Raw genomic sequence first — 16,881 nt, forward strand, 5'->3', positions numbered from 1 at the left:
AATCGATAACCGTCACTACGCGGTGAGCTCCTGGTGGAGCGCTTCGCGCAGCCGCGCAGCCCGCTCCGCCACCTCCGCGGGACCCAGCTCGACGGCGCGCGCGCACCACCGCTGCCCCTCGGTGAGCTCGCCCCTGCGGGCCGCGAGCAGCGCGAGGCGCAGAGCGGCCCGGCCGTGCCCCGCGCGGGCCGCCCTGGTCCACCACAGGGCCGCCTCGCGCTCATTGCCCTCGCGCGCCAGAAGCAGGCCGAGGTTGAACGCACCGTTGCGGCTGCCCGCCTCGGCGGCCTCCCGGTACCAGCGGGCCGCGTCCGTCATGTCACCGCGGGCGGCGGCGAGCATTCCGACTCGTACCTGGGCACGGCGGTGCCCCTGCTCGGCGGCGCGCTCGTACCACTCCTCGCACTCGCTCTTCTCCGCCATGGGCTCCCCGAGTGCGGGAGGTCCGGGCGGCGGCTGACGGGCGTCGAGCACGGTGGCGAGCCGGAACGCCGCTTCGGCGCTCCCCCCGCCGGCCGCGCAGCGCAGATGACGCTCGGCGGCCTGCTCGTCGCCGTCCCGGAGCAGGGCGATGCCGACCTGGAGCGCCGCCTCGGTGTGGCCGGCGGCGGCAGCCCGCTCGTACCAGCTCAGGGCGGTGCGGTCGTCGTCCCGGCCGACGTGGAGGATGCCCAGGTTGAAGGCGGCGTCCACGCTTCCGGCCTCGGCGGCCTTGGAGAACCAGGGCTCGGCGCCGACCGCGTCTCCGGCCTGCAGGAGCAGGACGGCGAGCGCGTTGGCGGCCTCGCGGTGGCCGGCGTACGCGGCGCGGCGGTACCACTGCTCGGCCTGCGGCGTACGGTCCTGGGCGGCGCAGAGCAGCCCGAGGTTGTACGCCCCGTTCACATCGCCCGCGTCCATGGCCGCGCGGTACCAGCGCTCGGCGGTCTGCTGCTCGCCCCGCGCCGCGTGCAGCGCGCCGAGGGCGTTGGCGGCATTGCCGTCGCCGTCCTGCGCGGCACGCAGCCACCAGACGGCGGCACTCTCCTCGTCGCCCGCGTCCCTCAGGAGGAACCCGAGCGCGCACGCGGCACGGGCCTCGCCGTCCTTGGCGGATGTGAGGTACCAGCGCCCGGCCTCCTTGAGCTCACCGCGCCTCTCCAGGATCGCGCCGAGGTGCAGCGCGGCGCGCCGGTGCCCGCGGGCGGCGGCCTGGCGGTACCACTGCGCGGCCTCGTCTAGCACGGAGCGCTCGGCCGCCTCGGCGTCCTCCTTCTCGGCCTCGACGGCAGCACGGCCAGCACCTGCACCCGCGCGCGTACCCGCATCGACATCCGCGTCCGGGGCCATGGCAGCGTCGGCTCCCGCACCGGCTCCCGCACCGGCTCCCGCACCGCAGGCGTGGCCTTCGGCCGCCGCGGATCGGCTGCCCAGCACCAGAGACACGTCCCCGCCGTGCGCCTTCTCCAGCACCCGGCGCTCCAGCGCGCGGGCCAGCCGGTACGCCGCCTCACGGTGCCCCTGCTCCGCCGCCGCGCGCAGCCAGCGCTCCGCCCCGACGTCACTGCGGTGCTCCAGCAGATCGGCGAGGGCGTACGCGCCCAGCGCGTGCCCCTGCTCGGCGGACTGGCGCAGCCAGTACTCCGCGGCGGGCTCATCGCCGCGCTCGCGGAAGTGCCGTCCCAGTGCATGCGCCGCGGCAGCGGAACCGGCGACGGCGGCGATGCGCCACCATCCGGCCGCCTCGTCGGGGTAACCGCGCTGATGGAGCAGAACACCGAGGTTGTTGGCGGCGGCGCGGTCGCCGTCGGCGGTCGCCGCACGCAGATAGGGCTCGGCGCCGTCGAGGTCACCGCGGCGCAGCAGCAGCGCGCCGAGCACGCTCATCGACGCGGTGTCGCCGCTGTCGGCCGCACGCCGGTGGCGCGCCTCGGCCCCGGCGGTCTCCACCGAGTCGGCGCCCTCAGCAGCACCCGTCCTGTCAACGTTGTCAACCGCGTCGGCAGAATTGGTCACGTCTGCCCCGTTTCGAGCATGACGCTGCACAAACCGCCCTGTCTCCAACAGAGTTGTCCTGTCCCCCATAAATTCCATCGTCGCACCACCCGCAACCCGCGTACACCTGGTATACCGCAGCCAGCAAGGTCACTTCAGCGTTTTGTCGACATGCCCACAGAGAGACAAGTCAAACACGCTCGACCCCAACTCGCGCCACACGCCACACAGTTCTCACCACGAGCACATACGCACGAAGAGGGCCCGAATCCTCAAAGGATCCGGGCCCTCTTCTTTCAGTAGCGGGGACAGGATTTGAACCTGCGACCTCTGGGTTATGAGCCCAGCGAGCTACCGAGCTGCTCCACCCCGCGTCGTTGTTCTGCAACCGTATCACGACGCGGGACGGAGCTTGGCCGACCACCTTCCGGCCCCTCAGCCGCCCTTCGGCGGCGAGGAGGACGGACTCGGCGCGGACTGCGCCTCGGAGAGCCTGCGCAGGGCGTCGTCGAGCGCCTCCTGGGCCTTGCCGTACGCCTCCCAGTCCTTCGGGTCCTTGGACAGCGCGGCCTCGGCGTCCTGGTGCGCCTTCAGAGCGTCCGCGATGGCCGCCTTCGTCGCCGCGTCACCGGTCGCCGGAGGCTTGGTGGTGCCCGGTGGCGGTGTCGTCGTCGGCGGTGGCTGCTCGGTGCCGTCCTGCGCGAAGACCGCGTCGAGGGCCTCGGTGAGGCTGTCCTTGAAGACCGGCTTGCCTCCGCCGTAGGCGACGGCAACCTTCTTCAGCAGCGGGTAGTTCGCGCTGCCGCCTCGTGCGTACACCGGCTCGATATAGAGGAATCCGCCGTCGAGCGGCACGGTGAGCAGGTTGCCGTACTCGATGTCCGAGTCGGTGCCTCTGAGGTCCCGTACGAACGTGGCGACCTCCGGCACACCGTTGAGCTCACTCTGCACCTGTTGCGGACCTTGGACGGTCTCGGTGACTCTCAACAGCCTTATCGAGCCGTACTTGTCGCTGTTCGCATCGGCGTCGACCGCCATGAACGCCCCCAGGTTGGGGCGTCCGGCCGGCGTGAACGTGGTCGTCAGCGAGAACTTCTGCGCCTGGTCCCCGGGCATCTTCAGGCTCAGGTAGTACGGCGGGACGGCGCTGGTGTCCTTGTTCGTCGGGTCGTCCGGCACCTGCCAGGCGTCGGAGCCGCTGTAGAACTGCTCCGGCTGGGTGACGTGGTACCGGGTGAGCAGCTCGCGCTGCACCTTGAACATGTCCTGCGGGTACCGGAGATGGGCCTTGAGTGCCGGGGAAATGTCACTCTTGGGCTTCACCGTGTCCGGGAAGGCCTTCATCCAGGTCTTCAGCACCGGGTCCTCGGTGTCCCACTGATACAGGTTCACCGTGCCGTCGTACGCGTCGACGGTGGCCTTCACCGAGTTGCGGATGTAGTTGACCTGGTTCTGCTGGGCGACGACCGCGCGCTGGTTGGTGGTGAGCGAGTCGGCCGTGGTGTCCCCCAGCGTCGTGCGCGAGGCGTAGGGGTAGCCGTTGGTCGTGGTGTACGCGTCGACGATCCACTGGATGCGGTGGCCGACGACCGCCGGATAGGCGTCGCCGTCGATGGTGAGCCAGGGGGCGACCGCCTCGACGCGCTCCTTGGGCGTGCGGTTGTACAGAATCCGGGAGCCTTCGCCGACGGCTCCCGAGTAGAGGAGCTGCGGCTCGCTGAAGGCGACGGCGTACGCGGCGCGGTTGAGCGGGTTGGAGAGGTTCACACCGCTCTTGCCCGCGTAGCTCGTGTACTTGGTGGGCCCGACGCTGGCCTCGTAGTCGAGCTCCTTCTGCGGGCCGCCGACGATGGAGTACTGCTCCGTCTTCTCGCCGTAGTAGATCCGCTGCTCGTACTTCTCCAGCTGTCCGGCCGTCGGCATCCCGGACTCGGTGAAGTCGGGCGAACCGACAGTGCCCTTGTCCGGGTCCGTGATCGTGTTCGTGCCCTTGGCCGCGATCGCGCCATAGCCGTGGGTGTACGTGAAGTGATCGTTGATCCAGTTCCGCTTCTGGATGCCCTTGATGTTGAGCTCGCGCAGCCCGATGACCGTGTCCTGCGGCTTTCCGGCGGGGCCGGTGTACCGGTCGACGTCCAGGGTCGCGGGGAACTGGTAGTACTTACGCTCCTGCTGGAGCTGCTGGAAGGCGGGCGAGACGACGTTGGAGTCGACCAGGCGGTAGCTGGCCGCCGAGGGGGCGGCAGCGCGCTGCTGTGCCTTCCGCTTGGTGTCGCCCTTGCCCGAATAGTCCTCCGGGGTGGCCTTGTCGATGCCGTACGCATGCCGCGTGGCCTCGATGTTCTTCTTGATGTACGGGCTTTCCTTGGCCTGCTCGTTCGGCTGGACCTGGAACTTCTGCACGATCGCCGGGTAGAGCCCGCCGATGAGGATCGCGGACAGGACCATCAGCCCGAACCCGATCACCGGCAGCTGCCAGGTGCGGCGCCAGAGCGTCGCGAAGAACAGCACGGCGCAGATGACCGCGATGCAGAAGAGGATCGTCTTCGCCGGGAGGTAGGCGTTGGCGTCGACGTACCGAAGGCCCGTCCAGTTGCCGGTGGCCTTGAAGTCGCTGGACTTCACCGCCAGGCCGTACCGGTCGAGCCAGTACGCCACGGCCTTGAGCGAGACGAAGACACCCAGCAGCACCGAGAGATGCCCGGTTGCCGCGCCCGTCGCCCGCGCGCCGGGGCTGGTGATGCGCAGCCCGCCGTACAGATAGTGCGTGAGGGCGGCGGCGATCAGGCAGAGCACGGCGGCAGCGAAGCCGAAGCCGAGCAGGAAGCGGTACCAGGGCAGGTCGAACGCGTAGAACGACACATCCATGTGGAACTGCGGGTCCTTTTGACCGAAGGGCACGCCGTTGACCCACATCAGCCAGGTGCGCCACTGGCCGGTCGCGGAGGCTCCGGCGATCAGCCCGACAAGGGCGGTGATCGAGAGGAGCACCCACTTCTTGTACGGCGCGATGCCCATGCGGTACCGGTCGAGGCTCTGCTGCTCCAGCGACATCGCGCTCAGCGGCGGACGCAGCCGGTGCGCCAGCCAGATGTTGAAGCCGACCGCGGCGGCCATCAGCAGCCCGAAGACGGCGAACAGCCCGACCTTGGTCCACAGTGTGGTGGTGAAGACGGAGGAGTAGTGAACCGATCGGTACCAGAGCCAGTCGGTCCAGAACCCGGCGAACATGACAAACGCCATGGCCAGTACGGCCAGGACGCCCAGTGTCATGAGCAGGGTGCGGACACGCCGGGACGGGCGGCCCACTCTGATCCGTGGCCCGGTCGGGCCTCCGCCGCGGTCCGGCATCTGGAAAGCCAACGTGCGCACCTCGAAGTTCGCGGTCGTGTGAAGCGGGCCCCGCGATCGTAGAGCCCACTACTGCAACTTACTGACGCTTTACCTAGTTCCCGCCGCGGGGTCGGAAGGAGGCAGGATATTGAGCATGTCCAACGCTTCCTCTTCCGGATCCCCCATGGCCGCGAGCCCGCTCACCCGCGCGGTGCTCGAAATCGACGAGTACTCATCCGGCCTCGGCTGGGACCAGCCGGCGCGGCTCTTCGCGCTGGTCGACACCGCGCGGCTGCGCTCCCAGGAGCCGGGCCTCGCGGCCCAGCTGGGCCTCGACGGCGACGATGCGGCCGCGCCGCTGACCCCCGTCGAGCAGGACGAGATCCCGGCGGGCACCCCGCTGGACGAGTTCCTGGCCACCATCGCCTGGCCCGACGCGGTGGCGGGCTGCGCCCTGACGGTGGAGCGCCAGATGCTCCCTCCGTCGGCCGAGGCCTCGGTCCCCGCCGGCCTCAGTGACAAGGCCCTCACCAAGTGGGTCTCGTCCCATCCGGACCGCCAAGAGGTCCGGATGACGGTCGCGGTGCTGCGCGACGGCACCCGCGATTCGGCCCTGCGTCTGCGCGAGAAGGACTCCCCGACGGAGGTTCTGACGGGATCGTCGCTGGTCCCGGGCCTGGCGGAGGCGCTTTCGGCAACCTTCGAGTCCTGACCCGCCAACCACCCGCCACCGCCTCACCGGGCCGCATGCCCCGGTGAGGCGGGACGACGGTCACGGTCCGGGACCACCGCATCAAAGAGCCGGGCGCGAACCGCGAGATCGAACCGCCGAGCGGCCCGTCAGCCGGCGGAGCAGCCGACCAGGCCCTTCGTGTCCCCCGACCTGATCCTCTCCAGCGACTTGGCCGCATCCGCGATCGTGTTCACCTTCACCAGCGTGAGCCCCGCCGGGATGTCAGACGCTGCCGCCGCGCAGTTGTCGCGCGGCGTCAGGAAGTAGCGCGCGCCGGCGTTGCGCGCGCCCACCAGCTTCATCTCGATCCCGCCGATCGGACCGACCTTGCCCTGGTCGTCGATCGTGCCGGTGCCGGCCACGAACTTCCCGCCCGTGAGATCGGCGGGCGTCAGTTTGTCGACGATCCCGAGGGCGAACATCAGCCCCGCACTGGGCCCTCCGACATCCGCCAGGTTGATGTCGATGCTGAACGGGAACGTGTGGTCGGTCCCGGCCTGGATGCCGACGATCGCACGGCCGTCCTTGGCCGCCTTCACCGTGGTGAGGGTGAGCTTCTCCGTGCCCGCAGGCTCCTTGCCCGCCTTCTCCGCCGCAGCCGCCGCCTTCGCGGGCACGATCGTGAAGACCACGTTCTCGCCGGGCGTGTGCTTCACCACGAGCTTGCCGACGTCCCCCGGCTCCTTCACCGCCGTACCGTCCACCGCGCGGATCACGTCGCCGGCGTGCAGCCGGTTCTCGGAGGGCGTGCCCTTGATGACCGCCGAGACCACGACCCTCGACTTCACCGGGATGTTCAGCTGTCGCAGCGCGGCGACCTTGGCGCTTTCCTGCGACTGGGTGAACTCCTCGGCGTTCTCCTGCGTCGACTGCTCTTCCGTCTTGCCGTCCGGGTAGAGCGTGTCGTGCGGCACCACCACGTTGTCGTGGGCCAGCCAGCCGTACACTGCCTCGACGAGATTCATGTTGTAGTCCGCGCCGGTGACCCTGACGGTCGTCATATTGAGATGACCGCTCGTCTCATACGTCGTGCGTCCGGAGATCTGAAGGACCGGCTCGCCGCCGGCCGCGCCGAGAGTGTTGACCGTCGGACCGGGCGACATTTGCGAGTAGGGCACGGTGATGAAGACGCCTGCGCAGAGCAGCGCGATAAAAATCAGCGTCGAGGCGAGCATCGTCGCAGTGCGGCGTGGCATGGAACGACAGTACGGGACAGGTCTGTCAAAGCACCGCCGGGGCAGGTCCGTCAGTGGAGTTCGGCGTCCGCGCAGCCGGTGGCGATGGCGCGCCCGGGGCAACTCGGCAGCGCCGCTGGGTCGGCGACGTCAGTCCTGGGTCACGACCGCCTCGGTACTGGAGCCTGCTTTCTCCATCGCGTCGCGGAACCGCGCATAGCCGGCCAGCTCGGCCACGTCCCCGGACGTCCGGTTCCGTGAAGCCCAGCTTCCCCATATCGCAGCACCGACGGCAGCGAAAAGCGGAATCAGCAACCAGGCGAGTGCTGCCATCGCGACCTCCCTACCCCATGAATCAACACAACTGAGTGATCAGCAGATTAGTGTCTGCCAGATCAACGCTCATGGCAGGGGGGCGGTTACGCAAATCGGGGGCGCTCGGGTGGCGGGCGCGTTTCGCCAGGGCCGCCTCAGCAGGCGCCGACCCACTCCTCCGTGCCGTCGGAGAACTTCTGGTGCTTCCAGATCGGAACCTCGTGCTTGAGGTCGTCGATCAGCTTGCGGCAGGCCTCGAACGCCTCTCCCCGGTGAGGGCACGACACGGCGACGACGACGGCGAGATCGCCGACCGCCAGATCCCCCACACGGTGGACCGCGGCCAGCGCCCGCACAGGAAACTCGGCCGTGACCTTCTCGGCGATCCGGCGCATCTCTGCCTCGGCCGTGGGGTGACAGGAGTACCCCAGCGTGTCGACGTCGGAGCCGCCGTCGTGATTGCGCACGGTGCCGACGAAGAGGGCGGTGCCGCCGGACGCGTCGTCGCCGACGGCCGCAAAGACCTCGTCGACGGAGAGCGGAGTGTCTCGGATCGCGAGCAGCCGGATGGGGTCCTTCGCCGCCTGCTCGCCGGGGTGGTCGTACCTGCTTGCCATACCGACCATCGTGCCGCACACCACTGACATCGCGGAACAGCCCGATCACCCGGCCGTGGCCGGACCGCCTTGGAGCCTCCTACAGGCGCCGCCTGGCCTTGCGGGCACGGCGTACCAGCGCGGCCGTACCGAGCAGCGCCACCGTGGCACCCGCCGCGCCCGCGGCGGTCGCGTCCTTGCGGCCGAGACGGCGGCCCGCGACGGTGTGGCGGCCCTCCACCTCCTCCAGGAGAGCGGCGAGCACCTCCTCGTTCGTCCACTGGGGCCGCCAGCCCGCGTCGTGCAGGCGGCTCACGCTCACCACCCACGGGTGCATCGTGTACGCCAGGTCCCCTGCCGGGGACGGTGTCAGGCCGATCCGGTGGAGCCGCGCGGCAGCGCCCAGGGCGACGGCGGAGGGCAGCTCCATACGTCTGATGCCGCTGAGCTCCTCGACCTCCTCCTGCTCCAGCCAGCCGTCGCAGCCGACCGCCAGCTCGCCCTCGACCTTCTCCAGCGCGGCGTACTCCAGAGCGCTCACCAGGTCCTCGACATGGCAGAACTGCCAGGCGGGACGGGATCCCGCGACAACGAGCAGCCGAGGTGACTCGAAGTAGCGGGTCAGGGCGGTGTCAGTACCGCCCACCAGGACGGCGGGCCTGACCACCGTGACGTTCAGCCCGGGGTGGGCGCGCGGCCCCCGACGGCCCAGCCGTTCGATCTCCAGCAGGTCGCCGACGCCCGTGGCCTCGGCGGTGGCGCGCAGCTCGGCGTCCTCGGAGAGGGGGATGTGGTTGTCCGGCAGCGCCCCGTAGACCATCGCCGAGGTGCACAGGACCACCCGGTGGACGCCGACCGCCGCGGCTGCGGTCAGCACGGTCTGTGTACCGCGCACGTTGTAGGCGCTGCGGGCGGCCGCGTCGGTCTCCAGGTCGAGGTCGAGCGCCAGGTGAACCACCACGTCCGCGCCGCGCAGCTTCTCGGCGATGGCCGGGTCGCGCACGTCGAGGATGTGCCACTGCGCCTCCGAAACCTCGCCCCGGCGCTCGTCGATCGCGATGACCTGCTTGATCTCGTCGGACGCGGCCAGCCGCCGTGTGAGCAGGTCGCCGACGCCCGTGGCGGCACCGGTGACCGCGACGACGGGACCACGGCCGGCGGCCTCGCGGCCCGAGCCCGAGGGCTGGGTTGAGCGGTTTCGCGCTGCGCGAACCTGCGGATCTGGGGAACTCACCAGGCGTCTCCAGCGGTTGTCTTCAGTACGTGGGCGAATCACGCGTGCGTACCAGGTGGCGTCCATCCTGCCGCAGGCCAAGACCCGGCGGAGCACCGAGCCCATATGCGGCCCGGATGTCTACGCTGGGTGGTGTTGTCGCAGCCGCCGCCGGCAGGAAGTCGGCGGCCCTACGAGCCGAGGAAACCCGTGAGTGACACCCCATTCGGATTCGGCCTTCCGCCGGAGGAGCCGGACGACGGCGACGAAGGCAAGAAGAAGGATCCCGCCGGAGGGGGACAGGGCTCCGGCGGGCCGTCCCCGGCGAATCCTTTCGGTTTCGGCTCCGGCGACGGCGCGGACAATCCGTTCGCCGCGATGTTCGGTTCCCTGAACCCGAACGACCTGGGAGCGGCCTTCCAGCAGCTCGGTCAGATGCTGAGCTACGAGGGCGGTCCCGTGAACTGGGACATGGCCAAGCAGATCGCGCGCCAGACCGTCTCCCAGGGCACGCCCGACGGCACCAAGGACGTGAGCGTGGGCCCGGCCGATCGGACCGCGGTCGAGGAGGCCGTTCGCCTGGCCGACCTGTGGCTGGACGGAGCGACCTCGCTCCCCTCCGGGGCGAACACCGCCGTGGCGTGGAGCCGCGCGGAGTGGGTCGAGGCGACCCTGCCCGCGTGGCAGCAGCTTGTCGATCCGGTCGCCGAGCGTGTCGGCCTGGCCATGGGCGATGTGCTGCCCGAGGAGATGCAGGCCATGGCGGGCCCGCTGATCGGCATGATGCGTTCCATGGGCGGGGCGATGTTCGGCCAGCAGATCGGGCAGGCCGTGGGTGTGCTGGCGGGCGAGGTGGTCGGTTCGACCGACATCGGCCTGCCGCTCGGTCCGGCCGGCAAGGCCGCGCTGCTGCCGCTGAACATCGACACGTTCGGCAAGGATCTGGGCGTGTCCAAGGAGGAGGTCCGGCTGTATCTCGCGCTGCGCGAGGCCGCCCACCAGCGGCTCTTCGCCCATGTGCCGTGGCTGCGTTCGCATCTGTTCGGCGCGGTCGAGGCGTACGCCCGCGGGATCAGGGTCGACACGACCAAGCTGGAGGACGTGGTCGGCCAGTTCGACCCCACACACCCCGAGCAGTTGCAGGAGGCTCTCCAGCAGGGCATGTTCCAGCCGGAGGACACGCCCGAGCAGAAGGCGTCCCTGGCCCGTCTGGAGACCGCGCTGGCACTGGTCGAGGGCTGGGTGGACGCGGTGGTGCACGAGGCCGCGTCGAGCCGGCTGACCTCGGCCGACGCCCTGCGCGAGACACTGCGCAGGCGGCGGGCGTCCGGCGGCCCGGCCGAGCAGACCTTCGCCACGCTCATCGGGCTCCAGCTGCGGCCTCGGCGTCTGCGGGACGCCTCGCGGCTGTGGGCCTCGCTGACCGACGCGCGGGGCGTGGACGGGCGTGACGCCTTGTGGCAGCACCCGGACATGCTGCCGACAGCCTCCGACCTGGACGATCCGGACGGCTTCGTCCACCATGAACAGCTCGATTTCTCCGAGCTGGACAAGATGCTGGGCGAGGCTGCCGGTGGCAGCAGGCCGAGCCTCGACAAGGATGCCGACAAGGACCGGGGCCAGGGCGGCGGCAAGGACCCCGGGAAGGACTCCGGCGCGGACGACGAGGGCGACGAGGGCGACGAGAACAGGTGAGCCTGCACGACGACGCCGTTCTCGTGCTGAAGGGCTACGAGGACCAGGGGCAGCTGCGTCAGCTCTATCTGGACCACCTGGCGGCGCATCCCGACGGTATGTGGAAGGCATGCGGGGCGGGGCATGTCACGGCGAGCGCCCTGGTCGTCGACCCCGAGCGGGGCCGTGTCCTGCTGACGCTGCACAAGAAGCTCGGTAGGTGGCTCCAGATGGGAGGTCACTGCGAGCCGGGCGATCCGACCCTGGCCTCCGCGGCGCTGCGCGAGGCGGAGGAGGAGTCCGGGATCAGCGGGCTGACGCTTGTTCCGGGCGGGCCCGTGCGGCTCGACCGGCATCCGATTCCGGCCCCCTGCCACTGGCACCTCGATGTGCAGTACGCGGCACTGGCTCCGGCCGGTTCCGTCGCGGAGATCAGCGACGAGTCGCTCGATCTGCGCTGGTTCCCTTACGACGAGGTGGCCGGTGTGGCGGACGAGTCGGTCGTACGCCTGCTTCAGCGCACCCGCGCGGGGCTCTGACCATCACGCACATGGGTAAGGGGCGGCCTCCCTGGAGGCCGCCCCTTACCCATGTGCGTTGTTCCGCGTCAGCTCCAGGCGTTGTTCTGGTTCTGGGCGTGCGAGCCCTGCTGGCCCATGCCGTACTGCGCGCGCATTCCCTGCCCGATCTCCGCGGTCTGCGGCGGCATGACCTCGCTGGGCTGCACCAGCGCGAAGCCCTGGCCGAGGAAGCTGAGCTCCCAGCCTTCTCCGGTGTTTCCGCGTCGCCGCCGGATGCCGGACGAGTGCGTCTGTGCCTGCATCTGCACGCGCAGCGACGAGGACCAGGCGACGATTGCATCGGCGTCGGCGTTGACGTACTTGTCGGGTGTGACCTGCATCATCAGCGGCTGGCCCGAGGTCATCAGCGCGACCTTGCCCCGGCCGGAGATATTGAGCTGGTACTTCCCGGAGCCGGAGATTCCGTACTGGCTGTCCACCGCGATGACCTCGGTGTGCAGTCCGGAGTCGAGCGCCAGGACGTAGGCGCTGTCGACCGTCATGCCGTCCTGGTCGACGTCCACCACGTGGATGTACTGCGCCAGGTTGGCGAAGTAGACGGTGCCCTGCCCGGAGCAGCGCATGAGGTCCAGCCCCTCGCCGGTGCTGGCGCGGGCGCGACGCTGATTGTGCGACTGGTACTCACCGTCGAAGTCGACAAGGCCCTGGTAAGCGACCATGGCGCCCTTGCGGGCGAGGATGTCGTCGTGGCCGGAGAGCGAGACCCGCAGGAGCTGCGGGTTCTGCACGACATAGCGGTCCTGGGACTGCTGCTCCGTGAGATTGAAAAGCGGACTCTGCATGGTGTGTTCCCGATCCCCCTCAGTTCCGGATCCGCAGGCGGTCCGTACTGTCCTCGCTCGGCTGTACGACGACGATGCCCTGACCCGAGAAGGCCATCTGGTACGCCTCTCCGCTGCCCCGCCCGATCAGCGAGGACGCCTTGAAGCTGCGCTTGCCCTTCACCTTCAGGTTCGGGGACCAGGCGACCAGGGCGTCCGGGTCGACATACGTCTCGTCCTCGCCACGGCCGCAGTCGACGACGATCGGTGTGCCGCGCGAGGTGAGGGCCACCCAACCGGTGCCCCTGACCTCGACGTTCCACAGGCCTTGGCCGGCGAACTTGGCCAGCCCCTTGACCCGCTCGACGCCCCACTGGAGGTGCGCGTCGAAGGCCAGCAGATTGGTGCCGTTGACGCAGAGCGAGTCGTTGTTGAGGTTGATGACGACGACGTCCGCGCCGTAGTCGGCGAGGTAGAGCAGTCCGTCACCGGAGCACTTCATAAGGGGCGCGCCCTCGCCGGTCACCCACTGGGAGGCGATCTGGCGGACGGCGGGCGGGTTCGGCTCGTACTGCACGAAGCCTTCGTAGGCGACCATCGAACCGGTGCGTGCAAAGAGGTCCTGGCCGGTGGCCATGGCGACCTTGAGCATGGAGCGGCCGTGGTTCTCCATCCGGGCCGCGATCGGGGTCGGGGCGAAGCCCGCGAGTTGCTGGTTCATTTCTTCGGGCTCCCTCAGACCTCGTACGGCTGGACGACGATGAAGTTGCCGGGAGCACCCCGGAACTGGAGGTTGACGGTCTCTCCGCTGTGTCCGGGATAGGCGTTGCGCCGCAGCCGGACCTGGCTGGAAAGGATCACCTGGGACGCGGCCGACCAGGCGACGACCGCATTGCAGTCGGCGAAGGTCGTCGGTGTGACCGGCAGGACGACGGGGACGCCATGGGTCTTCACGACGACCGTGCCGGTGCCGTGGAACATCATGGTGAACAGCGCGCCGCCGGGGATGCCGTGGCCCTCTATCCTGCGGACCTCGTGCTGCAGCGACTCGTCGAACGCGAGGACATTCTCCGCCGAGACGCAGATGCCGTCGCCCTGGAGCTCGATCGAGTGCAGATGCGCGCCGTTCTCCGCGAGGAAGACCTGACCGCGGCCGGTGCAGCGCATCAGCTGCATCTCCTGGCCCGTCGCATTGCCCACGATGCGACCGGCGAAACCGGCGCCCTTGTAGCTGAAGTCGACCTTGCCCTGGTACATGACCATGCTGCCCTGACGGGCCAGCACAGGCATGCCGCCCATGGTCAGGTCGACCCGCATGAGCTGCTGGTTCTGCGGAGTCCAGCGCTGGCCGGTGGCGGTCTCGCGATAGGGCTGGAGCGCGGCCTGGAGACCGGCGCCCGCCTGCGGGACTCCCTGGGGAACGCCCTGCGGGGGCACGCCGGGGGGCTGCTGTCCGTACGGGGACGGCGCCTGCTGGCCGTACGGCGCAGGAGCGCCCGGCTGGACCTGACCCGGGACCTGACCCGGCATCTGCCCGGGCGGCTGGCCCGGAACCTGGCCGTACTGGGGCGGCTGGGGCGGCTGCACGTACGGAGAGGGCGGCGGCGGCACCGTGCCGGCGGGCGGGGTCAGCGGAGCCGCGATGGTGGGCGCGGCATGCATCTGCGCGTTCGGCTGCGGAACCGGGCCCGGAGCCTGGGGAGGCGCGCCGAACGACGGTGCAGGCTGAGGGGCCTGGGGTGCCTGAGGTGCGGGCTGATGCCCCTGGGGCGCTGCCGGCGCGCCGAACGACGGCGGCGCGGAGGCTTGCGCGGGCGGTGCGAACGACGGCGCGGCGCCCTGCGGCTGCTGCGCGGCAGGCTGCTCCTCGGCGACCTCGCCGCCGAAGTTCTTCAGCAGCGCGTCGAGTCCGCCGTCGAAGCCCTGGCCGATGGCGGCGAAACGCCAGACATCCTTCAGATAGAAGTCGCCCAGCATCACCGCGCGCTCGGTGGTGAACTCCGAGCCGGTGAAGGGATACCGCACGACCTCCTCACCGCCCGCGACGACACGGATGTACCCGGGGCCGATCTGCGACATCTGCCCCGCGCCGTCGACCGTCGCGGTGAAGGAGAGCTTGTGGATGTTCGCCGGAATGCGGTCCAGGGTGACCCGGAACGACTCCGTGTCCCCCGACTGCGCGCCCAGGAGCTGGATGGACTCCTCGGGTGATTTCGGCTGATTGAAGAAGATGAAGTACCGGTCGTCCGAGAGCTGCTCGTTGGCGTCGAGTCCGAAGCAGCTGATGTCGAAAGTCAGACCAGGAGCGGCGATCTGCACACCTACGTACAGATCCGTTCCCGGCGTGAGATCACTGATCTTGGCCTTGTGGCCGCGTTGGAATTCCCTGGCCATGCGTAACGACCGTCCCCCATCCCGAAATACGAATGCGTCGCGTCAGGCTAACGGCTGTGTGCGAGATTCGGCCAAGCCGGTACACATTCGGTACAGGACCGCCGCCGGTCACTCTCCGCGCGCGGCGGGCAGGTGCGGAAGTCTGTCGGCGGCGACGACACCCTCGAGGTAACCCCGAGCACGCTCGGTGCGCGGATACGCCTCCAGGAGCCGCCAGAACCGCGGCCCGTGTCCCGGAACGAGCAGGTGTGCCAGTTCGTGGACCAGGACATAGTCGACGACGTATTCAGGCATTCCCTGCAGCCGGTGCGACAGGCGGATGCTGCCCTCCGCCGGGGTGCAGGAGCCCCAGCGGGTGTTCTGATTCGTCACCCATCTCACGGATGTCGGCCTTGCCCGTCCGCCGAAATACTGGGCGGACAAGCGCTCGGCACGCTCAGTCAGTTCCGCGTCACCGAGGATGCGCTTGCTCTCCTGGGCGGCGAGTTTGTCGAGCATCACGGTGACCCAGCGCCGCTCCTCCGCCTCGGACATCCGGGCGGGGATCAGGACGATCGTCCGGTCGCCCTCGCGGTAGGCCGAGACCGTTCTGCTGCGCCGGGCGCTCCTGCGGACCTCGACCGCGCTGGTCCCCGAACCGCGGGGCGGGCGGTTTTTCGCGCTGCGCTGCTGACTTCCGGCGCTGTGCGGTGGGGTCTCCCCGGCGAAGCGCGGGGACGGGTCGACGGACACGCCCCGACGTTACCCGCTGTCAGTGCGGGAAGTCCCGCCTCCGGAAGGGTTCGAGCATGATCCACTCCATGGCTGCACCATTTGAACGACTAATACCCCACACCTGTGGACAACTTTTCACAGCGCCTGACGAGATCGTGCATTCTGACGTCAGATCAGCGAAGAGATCCCGCATCACTTCGACGGGGGAAGTGGAATATGCATCCGATGATGAAGCCTGCCCTGAAGCGGGCATGGCGTGAACGACAGACCGTGCAGTTCGGGGTGACTCCCGCTCATGCGGTCACGGTCGGCCCGGTGGACACGGCGACGGGCGCATTTCTCGAACTGCTCGACGGGACTCGGGGGCTGCCGCTGCTGCGCCAGGAAGCGCGGGCGATAGGGCTTCCGGACGGACAAGTGGATGCGCTGGTGAAGCGTTTGGCGGCGGCCGGACTGCTCGACGATCCGACGGCCGGCGGACCCGCCGCCGATGCGTTGCGCAAGCGGGCGAGCGCGCTCGACCGGCTGCGACCGGATCTGGCGTCACTGTCCGTCGTCGACCCGGAACCGGGCGGGGGGATACGGCGACTGGCGGCGCGGCGCGCCGTGCGCGTCCAGATCCGAGGCGCGGGCCGGGTGGGAGCGACGGTCGCCGCGGTGCTGTCGGCCTCGGGGGTCGGCCGGATCGACGTGCTGGACGGCGGACGTGTGGAGCCGTGGGACGTGGCTCCGGGCGGACTGTCTGGGGAGGCGGTCGGTGAGCGGCGCGAGACTGCGGTCCGGCAGCTGTTGCGACGCGCCGCTCCCGATCGTCCGCCGCGCTCGACCGGTGCGGCGGGCTCGCGGGGAGGAGAGGAACCGGGACTTTCCCTGGTGGTCGTAACCCCGCGGGACGGGCTCGCCGCCTATGCTCCCGACCCGGCGGCGGCACAGGACTGGATCACCACCGGGACACCCCATCTGTACGCGGGAATTGTCGAGGGCACAGGTGTGGTGGGCCCCTTGGTGCTGCCGGGCGGCACAGCGTGCGCGGGCTGTCTCGAGCTCGGCCGTGCGGAGCGGGACCCGGGTCGGTCGCGGCTGCTCGCCCAGTGGCGATCGGGGCGACACCGCGCGGCCGTACAGGCCTGTGATATCGCTCTCGCCACTACCGTGGCGGGGATGACTGCGGCTCACGTGCTGTCGTTCCTCGACGGCGAACTGCCTGCGAGTACGGGCGCGAGGTGGGAGGCTTCCCTTCCACTGCTGGATTGGCGCTCGGAGACGATCACGCCCCACCTCGACTGTGCCTGCAGCGCGGCTGGGAAGAGTGAGAGGGAGCACACCTCGGAGTTCGGGTCGCAGCACGCGACAATGGCTCGGTAACCGCCGTCGATGAGCACCGCCGTCAGGGCACACACGGCACGGCTGTCTGGGAT

Annotated in this window: 14 protein-coding genes and 1 tRNA gene; 4 read left to right on the forward strand and 11 right to left on the reverse strand. The window is 69.7% G+C overall.

Going from position 1 to position 16,881, the window contains the following annotated elements; genetic code table 11:
* Positions 1-15 precede the first annotated feature (15 nt).
* The 3 genes from OG293_RS11160 to OG293_RS11170 all read right to left on the reverse strand — a co-directional run bounded on the left by OG293_RS11160 (position 16) and on the right by OG293_RS11170 (position 5,325).
* Positions 16-2,073, reverse strand: a complete 2,058-nt coding sequence (locus OG293_RS11160; protein WP_405998631.1) for a sel1 repeat family protein — start codon at positions 2,071-2,073, stop codon at positions 16-18.
* A gap of 201 nt (positions 2,074-2,274) precedes the next feature.
* Positions 2,275-2,348: transfer RNA gene (locus tag OG293_RS11165), tRNA-Met, on the reverse strand.
* A 61-nt stretch (positions 2,349-2,409) separates the two neighbouring features.
* Positions 2,410-5,325 carry a UPF0182 family protein gene (locus tag OG293_RS11170; RefSeq protein ID WP_406003563.1) on the reverse strand — a complete coding sequence of 972 codons (2,916 nt, stop codon included), beginning with the start codon at positions 5,323-5,325 and terminating at the stop codon, positions 2,410-2,412.
* A gap of 136 nt (positions 5,326-5,461) precedes the next feature.
* Between OG293_RS11170 and OG293_RS11175 the strand changes: the two genes are divergently transcribed.
* Positions 5,462-6,019 (forward strand): PPA1309 family protein, encoded by a 558-nt coding sequence (locus tag OG293_RS11175; protein WP_405998632.1) that lies wholly within the window; start codon positions 5,462-5,464, stop codon positions 6,017-6,019.
* A 128-nt stretch (positions 6,020-6,147) separates the two neighbouring features.
* Here OG293_RS11175 and OG293_RS11180 read toward each other — a convergent pair whose 3' ends face one another.
* The 4 genes from OG293_RS11180 to OG293_RS11195 all read right to left on the reverse strand — a co-directional run bounded on the left by OG293_RS11180 (position 6,148) and on the right by OG293_RS11195 (position 9,360).
* Positions 6,148-7,236, reverse strand: a complete 1,089-nt coding sequence (locus OG293_RS11180; RefSeq protein WP_405998633.1) for a PDZ domain-containing protein — start codon at positions 7,234-7,236, stop codon at positions 6,148-6,150.
* 129 nt (positions 7,237-7,365) lie between these two features.
* Positions 7,366-7,548: a hypothetical protein gene (locus OG293_RS11185; RefSeq protein ID WP_405998634.1), complete on the reverse strand. Its 183-nt coding sequence runs from the start codon at positions 7,546-7,548 to the stop codon at positions 7,366-7,368.
* Between the two features lie 137 nt (positions 7,549-7,685).
* The gene (locus OG293_RS11190) at positions 7,686-8,147 is read right to left on the reverse strand and encodes a molybdenum cofactor biosynthesis protein MoaE (RefSeq protein WP_405998635.1); all 462 of its coding nucleotides are present in this window, start codon (positions 8,145-8,147) and stop codon (positions 7,686-7,688) included.
* Between the two features lie 79 nt (positions 8,148-8,226).
* Positions 8,227-9,360 carry an SDR family oxidoreductase gene (locus OG293_RS11195; protein WP_405998636.1) on the reverse strand — a complete coding sequence of 378 codons (1,134 nt, stop codon included), beginning with the start codon at positions 9,358-9,360 and terminating at the stop codon, positions 8,227-8,229.
* A gap of 189 nt (positions 9,361-9,549) precedes the next feature.
* On the opposite strand from OG293_RS11195, the gene OG293_RS11200 reads away from it, so the two are divergent.
* Both OG293_RS11200 and OG293_RS11205 read left to right on the forward strand, forming a co-directional pair.
* A complete protein-coding gene (locus tag OG293_RS11200; RefSeq protein ID WP_405998637.1) occupies positions 9,550-11,034 on the forward strand; it encodes a zinc-dependent metalloprotease in 1,485 nt (494 codons plus the stop codon).
* Positions 11,031-11,552 (forward strand): NUDIX hydrolase, encoded by a 522-nt coding sequence (locus tag OG293_RS11205; protein WP_405998638.1) that lies wholly within the window; start codon positions 11,031-11,033, stop codon positions 11,550-11,552. Before OG293_RS11200 ends, OG293_RS11205 begins: the two co-directional genes overlap by 4 nt.
* A 68-nt stretch (positions 11,553-11,620) precedes the next feature.
* Here OG293_RS11205 and OG293_RS11210 read toward each other — a convergent pair whose 3' ends face one another.
* The 4 genes from OG293_RS11210 to OG293_RS11225 all read right to left on the reverse strand — a co-directional run bounded on the left by OG293_RS11210 (position 11,621) and on the right by OG293_RS11225 (position 15,481).
* Positions 11,621-12,376 carry an AIM24 family protein gene (locus OG293_RS11210; RefSeq protein WP_405998639.1) on the reverse strand — a complete coding sequence of 252 codons (756 nt, stop codon included), beginning with the start codon at positions 12,374-12,376 and terminating at the stop codon, positions 11,621-11,623.
* Positions 12,377-12,395: 19 nt separating this feature from the next.
* Positions 12,396-13,076, reverse strand: coding sequence for an AIM24 family protein (locus tag OG293_RS11215; protein WP_405998640.1), 681 nt, complete (start codon positions 13,074-13,076; stop codon positions 12,396-12,398).
* A gap of 14 nt (positions 13,077-13,090) precedes the next feature.
* The gene (locus OG293_RS11220) at positions 13,091-14,749 is read right to left on the reverse strand and encodes a TerD family protein (RefSeq protein ID WP_405998641.1); all 1,659 of its coding nucleotides are present in this window, start codon (positions 14,747-14,749) and stop codon (positions 13,091-13,093) included.
* A gap of 108 nt (positions 14,750-14,857) precedes the next feature.
* On the reverse strand, positions 14,858-15,481 hold the full coding sequence (locus OG293_RS11225; RefSeq protein WP_405998642.1) for a M48 family metallopeptidase: 624 nt from the start codon (positions 15,479-15,481) through the stop codon (positions 14,858-14,860).
* Between the two features lie 198 nt (positions 15,482-15,679).
* Between OG293_RS11225 and OG293_RS11230 the strand changes: the two genes are divergently transcribed.
* On the forward strand, positions 15,680-16,828 hold the full coding sequence (locus tag OG293_RS11230; protein WP_405998643.1) for a ThiF family adenylyltransferase: 1,149 nt from the start codon (positions 15,680-15,682) through the stop codon (positions 16,826-16,828).
* The last annotated feature ends 53 nt before the right edge of the window (positions 16,829-16,881 follow it).

Source organism: Streptomyces sp. NBC_00829 (assembly GCF_045161795.1).
GTDB lineage: Bacteria > Actinomycetota > Actinomycetes > Streptomycetales > Streptomycetaceae > Streptomyces.

Excerpts from the sequence above, each read along its gene's own strand:
- OG293_RS11180 (WP_405998633.1), bottom strand. The coding sequence starts at position 7,236 with ATGCCACGCCGCACTGCGACGATGCTCGCCTCGACGCTGATTTTTATC.
- OG293_RS11175 (WP_405998632.1), top strand. The coding sequence starts at position 5,462 with ATGTCCAACGCTTCCTCTTCCGGATCCCCCATGGCCGCGAGCCCGCTC.
- OG293_RS11170 (WP_406003563.1), bottom strand. The coding sequence starts at position 5,325 with ATGCCGGACCGCGGCGGAGGCCCGACCGGGCCACGGATCAGAGTGGGC.
- OG293_RS11230 (WP_405998643.1), top strand. The coding sequence starts at position 15,680 with ATGCATCCGATGATGAAGCCTGCCCTGAAGCGGGCATGGCGTGAACGA.
- OG293_RS11160 (WP_405998631.1), bottom strand. The coding sequence starts at position 2,073 with ATGGAATTTATGGGGGACAGGACAACTCTGTTGGAGACAGGGCGGTTT.
- OG293_RS11215 (WP_405998640.1), bottom strand. The coding sequence starts at position 13,076 with ATGAACCAGCAACTCGCGGGCTTCGCCCCGACCCCGATCGCGGCCCGG.
- OG293_RS11210 (WP_405998639.1), bottom strand. The coding sequence starts at position 12,376 with ATGCAGAGTCCGCTTTTCAATCTCACGGAGCAGCAGTCCCAGGACCGC.
- OG293_RS11190 (WP_405998635.1), bottom strand. The coding sequence starts at position 8,147 with ATGGCAAGCAGGTACGACCACCCCGGCGAGCAGGCGGCGAAGGACCCC.
- OG293_RS11220 (WP_405998641.1), bottom strand. The coding sequence starts at position 14,749 with ATGGCCAGGGAATTCCAACGCGGCCACAAGGCCAAGATCAGTGATCTC.
- OG293_RS11185 (WP_405998634.1), bottom strand. The coding sequence starts at position 7,548 with ATGGCAGCACTCGCCTGGTTGCTGATTCCGCTTTTCGCTGCCGTCGGT.